Annotated in this window: 16 protein-coding genes; 9 read left to right on the top strand and 7 right to left on the bottom strand. The window is 37.1% G+C overall.

Annotation, left to right across the window (positions count from 1 at the left end):
* Window positions 1-10: 10 nt before the first annotated feature.
* The gene (locus BN1354_RS09760) at window positions 11-1,192 is read left to right on the top strand and encodes a dipeptide epimerase (protein ID WP_053826983.1); all 1,182 of its coding nucleotides are present in this window, start codon (window positions 11-13) and stop codon (window positions 1,190-1,192) included.
* Here the strand turns inward: BN1354_RS09760 and BN1354_RS09755 are convergent.
* From BN1354_RS09755 to BN1354_RS09745, 3 genes are all read right to left on the bottom strand, one after another.
* Window positions 1,189-1,572, bottom strand: a complete 384-nt coding sequence (locus tag BN1354_RS09755) for a DUF3037 domain-containing protein (RefSeq protein ID WP_053826982.1) — start codon at window positions 1,570-1,572, stop codon at window positions 1,189-1,191. The genes BN1354_RS09760 and BN1354_RS09755 overlap by 4 nt on opposite strands.
* On the bottom strand, window positions 1,559-2,329 hold the full coding sequence (locus BN1354_RS09750) for a HipA family kinase (RefSeq protein ID WP_197272073.1): 771 nt from the start codon (window positions 2,327-2,329) through the stop codon (window positions 1,559-1,561). Before BN1354_RS09750 ends, BN1354_RS09755 begins: the two co-directional genes overlap by 14 nt.
* A gap of 79 nt (window positions 2,330-2,408) precedes the next feature.
* Window positions 2,409-2,963: a nicotinamidase gene (locus BN1354_RS09745; protein ID WP_053826981.1), complete on the bottom strand. Its 555-nt coding sequence runs from the start codon at window positions 2,961-2,963 to the stop codon at window positions 2,409-2,411.
* A 139-nt stretch (window positions 2,964-3,102) separates the two neighbouring features.
* Between BN1354_RS09745 and BN1354_RS09740 the strand changes: the two genes are divergently transcribed.
* Window positions 3,103-3,465: a DMT family protein gene (locus tag BN1354_RS09740; protein ID WP_045090646.1), complete on the top strand. Its 363-nt coding sequence runs from the start codon at window positions 3,103-3,105 to the stop codon at window positions 3,463-3,465.
* A 146-nt stretch (window positions 3,466-3,611) separates the two neighbouring features.
* The gene (locus BN1354_RS09735; protein WP_074010758.1) at window positions 3,612-5,987 is read left to right on the top strand and encodes a TonB-dependent receptor; all 2,376 of its coding nucleotides are present in this window, start codon (window positions 3,612-3,614) and stop codon (window positions 5,985-5,987) included.
* Here the strand turns inward: BN1354_RS09735 and BN1354_RS09730 are convergent, their stop codons facing one another.
* Together BN1354_RS09730 and BN1354_RS09725 are read right to left on the bottom strand one after the other, a co-directional pair.
* The gene (locus tag BN1354_RS09730; RefSeq protein ID WP_074010757.1) at window positions 5,988-7,409 is read right to left on the bottom strand and encodes an amino acid permease; all 1,422 of its coding nucleotides are present in this window, start codon (window positions 7,407-7,409) and stop codon (window positions 5,988-5,990) included.
* Window positions 7,410-7,423: 14 nt separating this feature from the next.
* Window positions 7,424-8,101, bottom strand: a complete 678-nt coding sequence (locus BN1354_RS09725) for a DUF554 domain-containing protein (RefSeq protein WP_053826978.1) — start codon at window positions 8,099-8,101, stop codon at window positions 7,424-7,426.
* Between the two features lie 135 nt (window positions 8,102-8,236).
* On the opposite strand from BN1354_RS09725, the gene BN1354_RS09720 reads away from it, so the two are divergent.
* The 4 genes from BN1354_RS09720 to BN1354_RS09705 all read left to right on the top strand — a co-directional run bounded on the left by BN1354_RS09720 (window position 8,237) and on the right by BN1354_RS09705 (window position 11,415).
* Window positions 8,237-8,689, top strand: a complete 453-nt coding sequence (locus tag BN1354_RS09720) for a DUF4494 domain-containing protein (protein WP_045090648.1) — start codon at window positions 8,237-8,239, stop codon at window positions 8,687-8,689.
* The gene (locus BN1354_RS09715) at window positions 8,686-9,348 is read left to right on the top strand and encodes a YggS family pyridoxal phosphate-dependent enzyme (RefSeq protein WP_053826977.1); all 663 of its coding nucleotides are present in this window, start codon (window positions 8,686-8,688) and stop codon (window positions 9,346-9,348) included. Before BN1354_RS09720 ends, BN1354_RS09715 begins: the two co-directional genes overlap by 4 nt.
* A 99-nt stretch (window positions 9,349-9,447) precedes the next feature.
* Window positions 9,448-10,425 (top strand): dihydroorotate dehydrogenase-like protein, encoded by a 978-nt coding sequence (locus BN1354_RS09710; protein ID WP_053826976.1) that lies wholly within the window; start codon window positions 9,448-9,450, stop codon window positions 10,423-10,425.
* Between the two features lie 45 nt (window positions 10,426-10,470).
* Complete coding sequence (locus tag BN1354_RS09705; RefSeq protein WP_053826975.1) at window positions 10,471-11,415, top strand: hydrogen peroxide-inducible genes activator; 945 nt, start codon at window positions 10,471-10,473, stop codon at window positions 11,413-11,415.
* Window positions 11,416-11,603: 188 nt separating this feature from the next.
* Here the strand turns inward: BN1354_RS09705 and BN1354_RS09700 are convergent, their stop codons facing one another.
* Window positions 11,604-14,033, bottom strand: coding sequence for a TonB-dependent receptor (locus tag BN1354_RS09700; protein ID WP_053826974.1), 2,430 nt, complete (start codon window positions 14,031-14,033; stop codon window positions 11,604-11,606).
* Window positions 14,034-14,152: 119 nt separating this feature from the next.
* The gene (locus BN1354_RS09695; protein WP_052673248.1) at window positions 14,153-14,503 is read right to left on the bottom strand and encodes a hypothetical protein; all 351 of its coding nucleotides are present in this window, start codon (window positions 14,501-14,503) and stop codon (window positions 14,153-14,155) included.
* A 122-nt stretch (window positions 14,504-14,625) separates the two neighbouring features.
* On the opposite strand from BN1354_RS09695, the gene BN1354_RS09690 reads away from it, so the two are divergent.
* Window positions 14,626-15,162 carry an HD domain-containing protein gene (locus BN1354_RS09690; protein WP_053826973.1) on the top strand — a complete coding sequence of 179 codons (537 nt, stop codon included), beginning with the start codon at window positions 14,626-14,628 and terminating at the stop codon, window positions 15,160-15,162.
* A gap of 64 nt (window positions 15,163-15,226) precedes the next feature.
* Entirely contained in the window at window positions 15,227-15,829 is a 603-nt protein-coding gene (locus BN1354_RS09685) for a nucleotide exchange factor GrpE (RefSeq protein WP_045090654.1), read from the top strand.

The raw sequence follows: 15,829 nt of genomic DNA, 5'->3' as shown, positions 1-15,829 counted from the left end.
TTATTTTAATATGGACAAAGAGAGACGTCGTTTTATAAGATCGGCTGCAATTGCTGCAGTAGCTTTTGCATCACCTGAATTTTCGATAAACAGTGCTGCAAAAAACAATATGCTCTTCAGTATCAATAAACATCATAACTCTTCCTCTAAGATGAAACTTTCATGGACTCCCTATAACCTACAGCTTAAACATACATTCACCATTTCAGGCTTCTCAAGAACTACTACACCGGTAGTACTCACAGAAATTGAGTATGATGGAGTTGTTGGGTATGGAGAAGCATCTCTTCCACCATATTTGGGTGAATCACAGGCCTCTGTAATTGACTTTTTAAAACGGGTTGATTTATCCGGATTTAACGATCCTACACATATTGAGGATATTGTACATTATGTCGATTCCATTGCCATAAACAATACAGCGGCAAAGGCTGCAGTGGACATCGCCCTGCACGATCTTGCAGGAAAGATTATAGGAGCCCCATGGTATAAAATGTATGGATTTGACAAGAGAGATGTACCAGATACAACTTTTACAATTGGTATTGATACAGATGAGGTGGTAAGAGAAAAAACCATTGAGGCTAAAGATCAGTTTAATATCCTTAAAGTGAAAGTTGGCGGTCCCGACGATAAAAGAATGATTAATGCAATTCGTTCTGTTACAGACCTTCCGTTATCGGTAGATGCTAATCAGGGATGGACTGACAGACATGAGGCTCTGGATATGATCTACTGGCTTAAAGAGCAGGGTGTGGTAATGGTTGAACAGCCCATGCCAAAGAATGATCTTGACAATATATCCAGACTTACAGAAATGAGTCCTCTCCCAATTTTTGCTGATGAGTCCCTGCAAAGACTTAGCGATATTGAACGATTGAAAGGTGTATTCTCTGGTGTAAATATAAAACTGATGAAGTGCACCGGTATGCACGAAGCCCTGAAAATGCGCAACATGGCAAAAGCATTGGGAATGAAAGTGATGATGGGATGTATGACTGAAACATCCTGTGCAATCTCTGCTGCTTCACAACTATATTCAGGAATGGATTTTGCTGATCTTGATGGTGCTCTTTTAATAAGTAACGACTGTTTTGATGGTGCGGTACTCGAAAAAGGTAAAGTTATAGCATCAGATTTGCCGGGCATTGGGGTAACTCCAAATCGTGAATTGAATTTTAGCCATAATTAGACAACCAATTCGATAAATAGTCTGTCAAAAGTTCTATCCAGATCATTACTCTTTCCTGCGTGGACGGGGGATGTCTGAATTATTGTACTTCTTACCGCTGTAAGCCATCTGAATCGTTCAGGTATATCATATAAAGCAATTGGAGCGTAATCGCAGTTTCCATCTGCAATATTTTTAAATGTCTCAAGACTTTCTATCACTTCTTCGTATTCCAGACCTGTGCACATAAGCTGAAACTTTTCTGGACAGAGATGATATTTTAATCGAATATACTTCTCTTCTTTTGAGAAGAGAATAAGTCCGACATTGAAAAACTCCTCCCTCTCCACTTTAGGCACCAGTCGGATAACAGCATAATGATATAATTTATCCTCTCGCATCTTTAGCACTATTAAGGAATATGGCAGAATTTGACAGCCTTTTTGTTAGAAAATTAAAGTAGATTTTCCTTACTTCATCCGGACTTTCACTGATGTGATCCCATTTAACCCAATCATCTGGAATAAGGTCTACAATTTCTCTCAGTATATTATCATTTAGAATATTATGCGCAATCTCATCAGCTTCATCAAGTTTTGATGCTTGCGATAAAAGTATGTGATCTTTAATAAATGGAAATGGATTAAGTGCATTCTTATCAAAATCTTTCCATGAGTGATGAAAATAAAAAGATGCCCCATTATCAATAATCCAAAGCTCCTGATGCCACCAGAGCAGATTGCTGTTATTATGTGTGCGGTCGATGTTGGTTGTAAACGCATCAAACCACACAATAATTGAAGCGAGCAAAGGATCGATCTCTGTTTTCGGGTCATAAGCCAAGGCTCCTGACAGGTAGTGTAATCCCAGATTAAGCCCCTTACTCCCTTTCAGTAAATCCTGAATTTCTTCATCACCTTCTGTACGTCCAAAATCTTCATCCAGATGTGCAAATACCAGTTCTGGAATATTCAATCCCAGGACCGATGCAATCTTTCCACCCAGAAGTTCAGATATCAGCATTTTAGTACCATGACCTGCCCCGCGGAATTTCAGTACATACTTAAATCCGTCGTCCGCTTCAGCTAAAGCAGGCAGGGACCCTCCTTCACGCAAAGGGAGAATATACCTTGATACATTAACGCTTCGTAGAGTAATATCATTTGACATCTTGAATACAAAGATACTAACCAAAAATGATTTTACATTATTGTGAGCATTTCAATCCGGGAGTTTTCTATAAAACATCAGAAATGTCTTCAGATTCTATCAAAATACAACCTTTTGAATACATTTCGTTAAGAGCCTCTTTGCCATCACAAGGCTGAACATTCACAGCTGCAATTGCATCTGTTATAACAAAAGTGTGAATACCGTTTTTAACAGCATCCAGAGCCGTCTCTTTAACGCAGTAATCAGTTGTTAACCCACAGATATAAAGTGTTGTAATCTCATTCTCCTCAAGATAATTTGCGAATGATAAATTTGTAGCCTCAAAAGCAGAGTAGCCATCATCTTTATTATATGTACCCTTAATTAATTTAAGATCAATTTTTTCGCTTTTCAGGTCAGGATGAAATTCAGCACCCTTTGTACCAGCAACACAGTGTACCGGCCACTTTTCAAAATGTACAGAATCTTCAGGATGCCAGTCCTGTGACGATATAACCAGGTCAAATTTCTTGATTATTTTGTTTATAGTTGGTACAATTTTATCTCCATCTTTTACACCCAGTGCACCACCGGGACAAAAATCATTTTGAACATCAACAATTAGCAGAGCTGTTTTCATATAAATTATCTCCTAAATTCCTAAATATATAACTATAACAAAAGATATGAGATGGTGTTCATTAGCTGAAAGTTCGGTAGTGCATAATATTGTTTGTATTCTAAAATGTTGTATTTTTGCGCAATTTTTTTGAAATGATATGAACTACATTCTTACAATCGGACTTTTAGTAATTTCAAATATATTTATGACGCTGGCATGGTATGGTCACCTAAAGCTGGCAGAACAAAGCTGGTTTAGTAAATTACCTCTTATTGGAGTAATCCTTGTAAGCTGGCTTATTGCATTTTTTGAATACTGTTTTCAAGTTCCTGCCAATCGTATTGGATATGAAGGCAATGGAGGTTCTCTTTCATTACTTCAGTTAAAGGTGATTCAAGAGGTTATCACTCTGGTAATTTTTGTTCTGTTCTCCTCATTTGCATTTCAGACAACTTTGAAAATGAATCATCTTATAGGATTTGTCTTTCTTGTGCTTGCTGTCTATTTTATTTTCAAGTAATGTGATTAAAGAAAAAAATCACTAATAGTAGTGATTGTTTCATCGTTCTAATTAATATTACTTTGCATTATATCTTAGGTTAATTTTAAGACTACAATAGAGGATTGATCTATTGTTGTCTTTTCTATTTAAATAAAATTTCAAATATGAAGAAGTTGATATTGTTAATGTCTGTAGTTTGCTACACTTTTATTACTGCTTCAGGAGCAGATTATGAAAAAGAAAATCCACAAGATACATTAAGGGTATATTATTTAGACGAATTTGTGATTAGTAGTTCCGTGAAGGAAACAAATAACCTGAAAAATATGCCAACCGCTGTTTCGGTTGTATCTCCTAAGCAGCTGCAGAATACACAGATTGAATCACTGCCTGATCTAAGCAGTTATATACCAAACTTCTTTATACCCACTTATGGTTCAAAAGTGTCCACTCCTATTTATATTAGAGGTATTGGTGCACGGTTAGGTTCTCAAACAGTTAGTTTGTATGTAGACAATGTGCCAAGCTTCAATCCATCAGCTTTTGATTTTGAATTTCAGGATATTCAGCGTGTAGAGGTATTGCGAGGAGCACAAGGAACACTTTATGGCAGAAATGCAATTGGCGGCATTGTGAATCTTTACACCCTGTCTCCTTTAGCATATCAGGGAACCCGCTTGACAATGAGTGGGGGCAATTATGGCCAGTTTTCACTAATGGGCTCAAATTACAGTAAGCTTTCCAACAATTTTGGTCTCTCTGCAGCAGCATATTATAAGCGCGATGATGGTTATTTTACTAATAGCTATACAGGAGAAAAAGTCGACAATTCAGAAAATGCCGGAGGCAAAATTAAATTAGAATGGCAGGCATCACCTGATTTTAAAGCAATGCTGTTTGGTAATTATGATTATGTTACCGGTGGAGCATTCCCCTATATGCATGTCGATTCAACCAGATCCAGTTTTAATGAACCCTCTTCCTATGATCGCCATCTTTTTACAAACGGATTGTCTCTTGAATGGCGCAGGAGTGGCTTCACAGTTCACTCAACAACCGGATTTCAGTATCTGAAAGATGATATGAAAATGGATCAGGACTATACCTCCAATTCTGTTTTTTCTATAAATCAAAAGCAAAAGCAGCATTCTATTAGTCAGGAGTTTACCGTTAAGTCAGACTTAAATAAAACTTATAGCTGGGTGCTTGGTGCATTTGGATTTTATGACAGAAGAGTTGTAGATACACCTGTAGCAATTAAAGAGGATGGTATGGTTGCCATGCAGGGTCATCTCGATACAGCTATGGAGAGAATGGGAGCCCCGCTTAGAATTGTCTACGCTAATGATAGAATTGATCTTCCCGGAATATATACAAAACCCTCAAAGGGAGCGGCTCTTTTCCACCAATCAACAATAAATGATCTTTTTGGTGTTGAAGGCTTGTCAGCTACAGCAGGTTTGAGATTCGACTATGAGCAGACTGCCATAGATTTCTCTACTGAAAGTGATGGTGGTGATGTAAATCTTAAATTTCAGATTCCAAACAGACCAATGCCTGATATATTTGTTGAGGGAGATACTTTAATTGAAGGGTCTTTCAGCAGGGATTTTGGTCAGCTTCTTCCAAAATTCGCATTAAAATATAATTACTCACCTACTTCAATGATTTATTTATCAGCCTCTAAAGGATATAAAACAGGCGGATATAACGAACAGGTGTTCTCCGAAGTGCTGCAAGGAGCTCTTTCGGAATCAATAATGAGAAATGCAATGAGCGGAATGCCTCCCGGAATGTTGCCTGGTGGTGGTGCTCCCGGAAATGGAGATGAAGATCCAAGTCTGGAGGAGATGCTTTCATATGATCCTGAAACAAGTTGGACATATGAGCTGGGTGGTCGCTATGAAATGTTAAACAATAAACTTTCACTTACATATGCTCTGTTCTACTCTCGAGTAAATGACATCCAGATAATTAAACTTACAAGACAGGGAACTTCAGGCAGAACAGTGGAAAATGCCGGTAAATCAGAAAGCAAGGGATTTGAGTTGAGTGTTAAGTACAGTCCTATTAGTAATCTTTCATTTTATGGTGATTATGGCTTTGCTAATGCTCGATTTAAAGACTATCAGGCATCTGAGGATGTAAATTATGCAGGAAATTATATCCCATTTGCTCCTCGTCATACTTTAAGTCTGGGAGCCGGTTATGTATATAAATTTGGTAATGGATCTTTTATTGACAGATTTATTGCTAATGTTCAATATACAGGAGTAGGAAAAATATACTGGACTGAGTCTAATGAAGATGTAAATGGCGAAGAGCTTTATCAGCCATTTTATGGTTTGGTAAATGGAACAGTAGCAGTTGAGAAAGGTGTTTTTTCTCTGGAATTATGGGGAAAAAACCTATTAGGAAAAGATTATAATTCATTCCTTTTTGAGGCGTCCGATATGACTACAGGAAATACTAATTCATTCGTTCAGCGTGGTTATCCTGCCAGAATAGGAGCTACATTAAGATATACATTTGACAGATAATCAGAGAATGATTTTCCCTGAAAAAATCAGACCGGTTATTATCAGTGATCCAATTAGCAATAAAACTATAACAGCCCACTCCCAAGGTTTGGGCTGTTTTTTTTGCTCTCTTTTTGCTTTTATAAAGAGAAGTGATCCTATGGCATAAAATAGTAAGGAAAGAATAAGATATTTAATACCTACGGCAAATATTACATAAAGAGAGTAGATCGTACCCAACAGTGCAATAATAAGATGATGCAATGATTCCCTTTTTCTGTTAATCATTGCAATCTTTACAGCATAAAGTGATGACAGTAAATAGGGAATAAGCGCCAGCGTAGTTGCAATTGTTATAGCAGCCAGATATGTCTCGTTTAGTTTAGGCGACAATATTGAAATAAGAAATATTTGAGTAAAACCCTGAGTAATCAGAAGTACAGTTACGGGGGTTCCGTTTTTGTTTACCTTTTTAAATATACGGGGAAGAACATTATCAACTGCTGCAACATATAGTGTCTCAACCGACAGCATAATCCAGGAGAAACTTGCACCAAGCACGGAAACCATAATTCCAAGCTTCACTATCACTCCTCCGGCTGCACCTACCGCAGTCTGCTCAAGAACCAGTGCCAAAGGAGTCTCAGATGCTGCTAATTTATCTGCCGGTATAGAGGACATTGCAATAAAAGTGATCAGCATATATACCCCAAGCACAATAAGCAGAGAGATTATAATAGTAAGTCTGACAATCTTCTGACTTTTGGCTCTTCCAGATAATACCGATGCTGCCTCCATTCCCACGAAACACCATAAAATAATTGCCATTGCACTTTTAATCTGTATCGTGGGCGATATTGGTTCACCTGTTGAGGCAAGTCTTGTTTGCCAGTTTTCTACAATGAAGAGATCACTTTTTACCAGTAAAACACCTAGAACTATTATAAGAATAACAGGAATCAGCTTTGCAGTTGTTACTATGAAATTAAGTATGGCGCCTTCTCTTATACCCGCTTTCAGTATAAAAAAGAATATCCAGATAATAAGTGAACCAATAATAAAAGCTTGTAGGGGTGAAATAGCTTTATCGCCCAGCAGATCATTAAATGTCTTAAAAAATAGTACGATAAATCCAATGTTGCCAAGCCAGCCTAACGACCAGTATCCCCATGCTGAATTGAATCCCATGAAATCGCCAAACCCATCACGGGCATAGGCATAGATACCACTTTTCAATTCTGGTTTTCTTGCTGCGAGATAAACAAATACCAGAGCAAGCATCAAAGCTCCGAATCCACCTATAAGCCAGGCAATCATCGCACCTTGTGGATTAGCCGAACTGATGAGATCTTTAGGAGAATTAAATATGCCGGATCCAATCATCGATCCGAGGGCTATAAAAACCAACAGCCATAAACCTAACTTCTGATCTTTCTTTTGCAACTTTTGAGAGGAATTTAGTTAAAAATCCATAGTAACAGCACCACTATAACCAGAGAGGGAAGCATATTCATAATGCGGAGTTTCTTTATTTCAAGTATGTTGATACCTAATCCTATTAATAATATTCCTCCTACATTGGTTAGTCCCAGTATAATATCATCAGTGAAAAAATGGGATGCAAACATGGCAAATAGCGTCAATGATGCCTGAAATAAAAAAAGTGGCAGAGCAGAAAATGCTACACCTACTCCAAATGCAGAAGCCAGGAGTATTGCAGAGAAAAAATCCATCATCGATTTAGTATAAAGGAGATCAGGTGACCCTCCTGTTCCTTCCTGTATAGTGCCAAGTATAGTCATCGAACCTACGCAAAACAAAAGAAAAGCAGTAACCAATCCCTCTGAAAACCTCTCACTCCCAATTTTGAAGCGCTTTTTAAGGTACTCACTCAACTGTTCTGCACCTTTTTCCAGGTTCCACCACTCACCCAAGAGAGAACCAATAGCAAGACTGCTAACTATTATAAGTATTTTTTCCATGCTCACAGCCATAGTGGCTCCTATTGCAAGAGTGAAAAGTCCAATTGCCTGAAAATAAATTGATGTAACTCTTCCAGGCATTTTTTTATTGAGAACAAGACCTAGTAGTCCGCCCACCAGTACCGCTACTGTATTTACAATGGTTCCAATCATTTTATTAAGATAATTTGCAAAAATAGTATTTAAAACCGAATAACTGCAAATCACTTCAGCTTTCACAAAATCTCCTTTTCATTTCTATTTTATCCTTATCTTTGTTATCCTAATAAAATAAATTAATAAGATTATATGTACAACTGGTTTGAGTGTAAACTGAGATATGATAAAATGCTGGAGACCGGCATTCAGAAAACTGTTACAGAGCCTTATCTGGTGGATGCGTTGTCATTTACCGAAGCTGAGGCAAGAATTATAGAAGAGATCAGACCCTTCATTTCGGGCGAATTTACTGTGTCTGATATTAAGCGAGTTAAATATTCAGACTCATTTTTTAATGAAACAGGTGATAGATATTATAAGGCAAAACTGTATTATATAACACTTGATGAAAAAAGCGGTTCAGAGAAAAAAACTGCTGTAAACATGCTCGTTCAGGCATCTGAACTTAAAGAGGCAGTTGAAATTATTGAGGCTGAAATGAAAAAAACTATGATAGACTATTCAATAGCGTCTGTCACAGAGACAGCTATTATGGATGTTTTCCCATATACGGGCGATAAGGTTACTAATAAGGAAGAATGAGTATAAGATCAAAAATAGAGGCGTTAAAAGAGACTGTTCCATCGAATGTAAAGATTGTTGCTGTTTCCAAATTTCATTCAAATGAAGAGATTATGGAAGCTTATAATGCCGGACAGCGATTGTTTGGCGAGAGTCGTGTACAGGAGCTTGTGCAAAAACAACAGGAACTGCCAAAAGATATTGAGTGGCATTTCATTGGGAATCTGCAGCGTAATAAAGTAAAACAGATTGCCCCTTTTGTTACGTTAATTCATAGCTTAGATAGTGAGAGGCTAATGCGTGAAATTGAGAAGCAGGGTAGCGCCAATAACAGGGTAATACCATGTTTGCTTCAGATACATATTGCAGATGAAGACACTAAATCAGGATTCTCTCCCGAAGAGTGTCGCAAGTTCTTGTCAGAAGGCAGATGGAGAGAATGCAGGCATGTGAAAATTTCGGGCCTCATGGGTATGGCCACATTTACTGAAGATGAAAAAAAGGTGAAAAATGAGTTCGATCAGCTTAAGTCGCTTTTTGATGAATTCAAAGATCTTCATTTTAAAGATGATGCTGATTTTAAAGAAGTTTCAATGGGAATGACCGGCGACTACCCCCTCGCAATTGAGTCAGGGAGTACAATTGTAAGAATAGGGACACTTATATTTGGAAGTCGCTGATAAACGATGACATTATTTTTAAATATAACATATCGATTTTATCAATAAAATTCCCTATTTTTGTTTATTATGAAATTTTGAAAAACATTTCTTCATCGTATGACTACAAGTTTACAAACAACATTTGCGGGGTTAAAACTAAAAAATCCCATAATTGCTGCAAGCAGTGGGTTAACAAATTCTATTAATAAGATTATAGAACTGGAAAACTCAGGTGTGGGAGCAATAGTTTTGAAATCTCTTTTTGAAGAGCAGATTGAAAATCATTCAGAAAAACTATCTCAGATAGCAGATTACCCGGAAGCTGCAGATTACATCAATACTTATGTTCAGATGAATCATATGGATAAATATCTTGATTTAATCAGATCGGCAAAGAAGCGTTGCAGTGTGCCAATTATTGCAAGTATAAACTGCTATAAAATGGCAAGATGGACTGAATTTGCAAAAACTATTCAGGATGCAGGAGCTGATGGTTTGGAACTTAACCTGTTTGTTCTAAATGCCGGTGAGTTTGGAGATACATATCTTGAGGATACATATGTTAATATTGTCAGGGAACTAAAAAAGGTTATCCATATACCGGTTGTAATCAAAATGGCAAAGAATATCAGTAATTTACCGGGACTTGTTTCAAAGTTGAAGGCTCTTAGAGCTGATGGTATAGTGTTGTTTAATCGTTTCTATCAGCTTGATATTGATATTAAGACTCTGGAGTTAGTACCAGGTCCGGTTTTCAGCAACCCTTCTGATTTCAGTGATACTTTAAGGTGGACCGCAATAGTGTCGGGTCGAGTGCCTGATTTTGATATTGCCTGTTCATACGGTGTTCATTCATGGGAAGATGTAATTAAGGGAATTCTTGCAGGTGCTGGAGCAATACAATTATGCAGTACATTATATGAAAACGGTTTGGAAACAGTTGATCATATCCTTACATGTATTGAAGAGTGGATGAACCAAAACAACTATACAAATATTGAGGAGTTTAAGGGTAAATTGAACTATGCAAACATAAAGAGTCCATACCTGTACGAACGTGTACAGTTTATGAAGTATTTCTCAAACTACAAGTAATATACAGGTAATTTTTATGTTTCATTTGATTAAAGAATAAGCTTTATGAATATACAACAGTTAGAATATATTATTGCAGTAGATAACTATCGCCATTTTTCCAAAGCTGCAGAGGCATCGTTTGTAACACAGCCAACACTGAGTATGATGATTCAAAAGCTGGAGGAGGAGCTGGGAGTAAAAATATTCGATCGTTCACAACTGCCTGTTCAGCCAACAGAGATTGGAGAACGTATTATCGACCAAGCCCGCGTTGCTGTTGCTCAGGTTAATCATATAAAGGAGATAATTCTGGAGGAGAAAGGTATCGTAAAAGGGGTGTTCAGACTCGGAATAATTCCTACTATCTCTCCCTATCTTTTGCCTAAACTCATGCAGGTTCATCGTGACAATAATTATGATATCAGAATAATTATTTCAGAGCTTACAACCGATCAGATATTAAAAGGTTTATCTAATGATTCTCTTGATGGTGGAATTCTGGCTACTCCGCTGAAAGAACCTTCGATAAATGAAACCCCAATCTATTACGAACAGTTTTTTGCATATGTTTCACCACTTGAGCGATCTCTGTATGCAAAAAATGCATTGGATGAAGATGATCTGAATGCTACTAAGTTATGGTTGCTTGACGAGGTGCATTGTTTCAGGACGCAGATTCTTCACTTGTGCAATCTTAAGAAAAGAAAAGGTGCAAATCAATCCATTTTCTCCTATGAAGCGGGCAGTATCGATACACTTATAAATATTGTAGATGAGAATGAGGGTCTGACTGTTATTCCAGAAATGGCTATCGCCAACCTCAGTGAGAAGCAAAAAAAGAATGTAAGACCATTTAAAAACTCAACTCCTGTACGTGAAGTCAGTCTCGTAACCCGTAAGGAGTTTATCCGCGAAAGGTTGATCAACATTATTGTTGATGAAGTGAAGGAGGCTGTGCCAAAATCTCTCCAGGATGAGGCAATGAAAAAATATGTAATTCCGTTATAATTATATTGACAGTTTACACACTATTGGTACTTGCTTAACTCTTACTTTGCTCTTACCTTGTTCTTATGTTGCTCTTTTAAATAAGGAGCATGTAAGAGTAGAATGTGACCAATAAAATAGATATGTATAAATAAAATAGGTGCAACTTTATGCAGTTGCACCTGTTTTGGTTTAATGTTTTTTGATAGTTAGAGCAATATTTTTGTACCTATGAAAAATGTTCTTGGCATTCCAGGTCCATAAATGTAGTTGCTGGCTCTTCCTGCACCGGTATCAAAATCTTTCTGAAATGAGTTGAAAATGTTTTGAATGCCAGCATTCAGCTCAAGCTTTGTGTCATGATAAACATTAATAGTGTATGCAATTTTTGTATTGAGTTCAAAAAATGATGGAGATTTTTCAGTTATATAAACTGTAGAGAACTTGTCAACACCTTCTACACCAAAACCTGCATCATGAGGCACAAGCATACTGCCAGTATAGTTGCCCGACAAAGAGGCTGTAAACTTATCTGTTGGAGCTAAAGTTATCACTAAATATGCATAACTGTCAGGTGTTCGCATCATTCTTTTCGTAGGTATTACCTTATCTAATTCTTCCTCTTCGGGTGTTTCAGGTTCCCACCATTTTCTCTCCTCTTCATACAGACTTTTTTGAAATGTAGCCCCTGCCTGCAGATCGAGTTTATTGTTTAATGCAATTCTGCCTTCAAGGTTCATACCATACACCATCGCTCCAGAGCTTGCATTCTCTATAACAATTTCATTTCCAAGTCTTACATCAGTAAAAGGGTTGTTTAGTTTTGTATAGAATCCCTCGATAAGCAGGTTTAATAGTCTGTTGTTATCTATCTGATGATAGAAATCTACCGAGCCACTAACACTGTTTGATCTCTCTTCTTTCAGCTTTTCAGAGAGTATCCTCACTATCTGTTTACCTCCTGCAATATCCACATGGAGGTTTTCATCGAATATCTGAGGCGCACGAAAACCCGCACTATATGTAAGTCTGAAGTTAATATTTTCGGTTGGGTTGTACCGCATATTAATTCTAGGACTGAAAATTGCGTTATCCACTAAATTATGCTTATCAAGTCTTCCACCAACAAGAAAGCTCCACATTTCAATTTTCCATTCATTTTGGATGAATCCACTTAATGTATATGTTTTCTGTGAAATTTTCTCTGTTCGGTAGCCACTTATATCATCAAGTTCACTCCCAAGGTATTCAGCTCCGGCAGTAAGGTCAGCCGGCATGAACCACAGATTGCTGAACGATCGGATATAATGACCTCCAATCTGATAGGTGAGTTCAGATGTTGTACCAAAGGAATTTAATCGTGCTTGGTTGTTCTTTATTATTTCATTTATGCTTTCGATTTCATCTTGAGACATACCTGGTTCAATTGCAGGTACATTATTATTAAAAGGAGTACCTGCACCATAGTAACTTGCTCTTTCCGTATGACTGGCAGCTGTATAGAGATTAAGTTTGCTTTTTTGATCAGATGAATATTTATCGAAGCTCAGAGAACCACTATTAATGTAATGCTCAACTTGCTCTGTTATAAAACTTTCATAAGGTTTAAGATCTAATCTGTCTCCACCACGCCGGAACTCATGAATATTCCTGTATTCAAGGGTAAGCTTTGAATATACACCTGTTTTAAGGAAAGATCTAAATCCGAGTGACCTGTTTTTTAACGAGGGCAGCTCTGTAAAGCTATCTCCATCTATATCAAACCCATCTCTTAGGCGGTGCTGACCATAAACCATTATACCTGCATTTCGAGTGTCATTTACAAGTGAGGCATTAAATGTTGTGTTATTCTCTAAACTACCGCTGCTGTTTATACTTGATAAGGTGTGAGAGAACTCACCACTGTTTCTAATAGGTTCCCGCGTTATAATATTAATTGTTCCTCCTATGGCATTGGCTCCGAAAAGGGCAGATCCGCCTCCACGAATTATTTCAATTCGTTCAATCATATTAGCAGGTATCTGTTCCAGACCATAAACACCAGCTAGTGCTCCAATCATCGGCCGAGAGTCGATGAGAATCTGTGAATATGAACCTTCCATACCATTTATTCTAACCTGTGTAGTTCCACAATTCTGGCAATTATTTTCAACTCTTAATCCGGGTTGAAATTTAAGTCCATCCGACAATGTTTTTGAATTTGTTACATCTAATGTTTGCATATCGAGAACACTGACTAGTGATGGTGCAGTTCTTCTTGTTGTCTCATTTCTATTTGCAGATACAACCACTTCATTAAGTGAAGTTGACGACTCTTCCAGTTCAAAATTTATCTCTATTGTTTTTCCGGCTTCAATGTTTACTTCTCTTGAAACTGTCTTGAATCCAATCATAGACACTTCAAGAGTGAAATTGCCTGTGGGAAGATTTCTTAAAAAGTAGTGGCCAGTACCATCTGTAGTTATCCCAATTGTTGTGCCCTGCAGTTTAACTGTTGCATATGGGAGATGTTCATTGGTTTTTTTATCCAAAACATGGCCATAAATATTTGCATCTGTCTGATCTGTAATGTTATTATCCGCTTTGATATAGTTGTTAAATAGTACAACTATCAGAGTGATTATTATAAACTTCTTCATTCTGTTGTTTGATTTGAGTGTATAGTTATTCTGTATGAGACTATCAGACTATGATAGGTCTACTATTTTATCAATCATAGATGAAATGATTGTGTGGTCTGATATCCAGACCGATCTATTCACAGAAATGAAGGAGGAGCCCTGAGCAGTAATGATGTAGTGGGGCTAATTATGTGCAGGTGCTGATAAAGATTGCTATATCTTATCTTTTTTAGGGGAATATTACCTGAAAGATCTACATCAGGTATTATATCTGATGTTATTGATGTGTTGAAAAGCTGATCGAGCAGCTGAAGCTCTTTTTCAGAGTGGTCATGTGAAGGTATTTCACCTAACCTTATAGGGTGTGAGTGAACGTACCTGATGTTGTTAATATAATGTGAATGGGTGAAAAGTGTGATACTGCATACGTATAATGTAAACAGCAATGGATAAAACAAACTAAGCCTATTCAACCTTTTTTTCAGCATATGTTGACAAATATATGTTATTTATATTTTCTCACTTATATGTTTAGACTAAATTAACAAATATGAATCAGCTGACAGATTGATATTTTTATGCTACCTTTGTAGCTGGAAAACCGATATTTATGGATCCAAATATAATTATAAGAAAGTACTATAAAGAAGGAACTAAATTATATGATATCTATATGTCTCATTGTAGCGATGTGACAAAAAAGGCTCTTGATATAGTTAATAAACATCCTGAGCTGGCTGTAGATGTTAAGTTTATAGAGGAGGCAGGAATGCTTCATGATATTGGGATTTTTAAGACCAAAGCTCCTCATATTGCATGTATGGGAGATATGCCATATATATGTCACGGTTATCTGGGACGAGAGCTATTGACCGAAGAGGGGTACCCTAAGCATGGTAAGGTGTGTGAGAGACATACAGGTACAGGACTAAGTCTTGAAACAATCCTCAACAGGAACTTGCCAATTCCAAAAAGAGATATGAGACCCCAAAGTCTTGAGGAGCAGATAATCTGCTTTGCAGATAAATTTTTTTCAAAATCTCAGTTGGGAAAAGAAAAACCATTAAAGAAGATAAGACAAAGCCTGAGCAGACATGGTTGGCATCAAGTAGAAATTTTTGATGAATGGTGTGAATTATTTCTTTGAAAAAATTATGGCAAACTATTTGCAGTAGACTTAGGGTAGATATTGAAAACAAAATAAATTATATATGAAACGTGGAACAGGTCAGCACGATAGTGCTAAAGACAGTGAAAAAGATATTAAGGACAATTTGACAGAAAACAGCGATAATTCAGCTAAGGAAGAAGTAAATAAAGATTCCGGGGAACAGGAGGATATTGACGAGTATACAAAGCTTAAGAGTGAATATGATGAGCTTCAGAAAAGTCATGAAGATCTGAATGACAGTTTCCTAAGGTTAAATGCTGAATTTGACAATTTCAGAAAAAGAACTATAAAAGAGAAAGCAGAGATCATAAAAAATGGAGGTGAGAGAGTTCTGCTTAATATTATATCATTAGTAGACGATTTTGAACGTGCACTTGACTCTTTGCATCAGTCAGAGGATAAGGATGCAATGCTTGAGGGCATGGATCTTATTTATTCAAAGTTCATCAGCTTCCTAAAACAAAATGGAGTAGAAGAGATCGAATCTGTAGGCATGCCTTTTGATGCTGACACTTTTGAAGCTGTTACAACCGTACCAGCACAAGATGAGTCACAGAAAGGTAAAGTGATTGATTGTATACAAAAGGGTTATAAATTGAACGATAAAATTATTCGTTTCCCTAAAGTAGTTGTAGGAGAATAA

The sequence above is a fragment of the Lascolabacillus massiliensis genome, assembly GCF_001282625.1.
GTDB lineage: Bacteria > Bacteroidota > Bacteroidia > Bacteroidales > Dysgonomonadaceae > Proteiniphilum > Proteiniphilum massiliensis.
This window is presented reverse-complemented; position numbering and strand designations above follow the sequence as displayed.

Excerpts from the sequence above, each read along its gene's own strand:
- BN1354_RS09760 (WP_053826983.1), top strand. The coding sequence starts at position 11 with ATGGACAAAGAGAGACGTCGTTTTATAAGATCGGCTGCAATTGCTGCA.
- BN1354_RS09755 (WP_053826982.1), bottom strand. The coding sequence starts at position 1,572 with ATGCGAGAGGATAAATTATATCATTATGCTGTTATCCGACTGGTGCCT.
- BN1354_RS09745 (WP_053826981.1), bottom strand. The coding sequence starts at position 2,963 with ATGAAAACAGCTCTGCTAATTGTTGATGTTCAAAATGATTTTTGTCCC.
- BN1354_RS09740 (WP_045090646.1), top strand. The coding sequence starts at position 3,103 with ATGAACTACATTCTTACAATCGGACTTTTAGTAATTTCAAATATATTT.
- BN1354_RS09735 (WP_074010758.1), top strand. The coding sequence starts at position 3,612 with ATGAAGAAGTTGATATTGTTAATGTCTGTAGTTTGCTACACTTTTATT.
- BN1354_RS09725 (WP_053826978.1), bottom strand. The coding sequence starts at position 8,101 with ATGATTGGAACCATTGTAAATACAGTAGCGGTACTGGTGGGCGGACTA.
- BN1354_RS09720 (WP_045090648.1), top strand. The coding sequence starts at position 8,237 with ATGTACAACTGGTTTGAGTGTAAACTGAGATATGATAAAATGCTGGAG.
- BN1354_RS09715 (WP_053826977.1), top strand. The coding sequence starts at position 8,686 with ATGAGTATAAGATCAAAAATAGAGGCGTTAAAAGAGACTGTTCCATCG.
- BN1354_RS09710 (WP_053826976.1), top strand. The coding sequence starts at position 9,448 with ATGACTACAAGTTTACAAACAACATTTGCGGGGTTAAAACTAAAAAAT.
- BN1354_RS09705 (WP_053826975.1), top strand. The coding sequence starts at position 10,471 with ATGAATATACAACAGTTAGAATATATTATTGCAGTAGATAACTATCGC.
- BN1354_RS09700 (WP_053826974.1), bottom strand. The coding sequence starts at position 14,033 with ATGAAGAAGTTTATAATAATCACTCTGATAGTTGTACTATTTAACAAC.
- BN1354_RS09695 (WP_052673248.1), bottom strand. The coding sequence starts at position 14,503 with ATGCTGAAAAAAAGGTTGAATAGGCTTAGTTTGTTTTATCCATTGCTG.
- BN1354_RS09690 (WP_053826973.1), top strand. The coding sequence starts at position 14,626 with ATGGATCCAAATATAATTATAAGAAAGTACTATAAAGAAGGAACTAAA.
- BN1354_RS09685 (WP_045090654.1), top strand. The coding sequence starts at position 15,227 with ATGAAACGTGGAACAGGTCAGCACGATAGTGCTAAAGACAGTGAAAAA.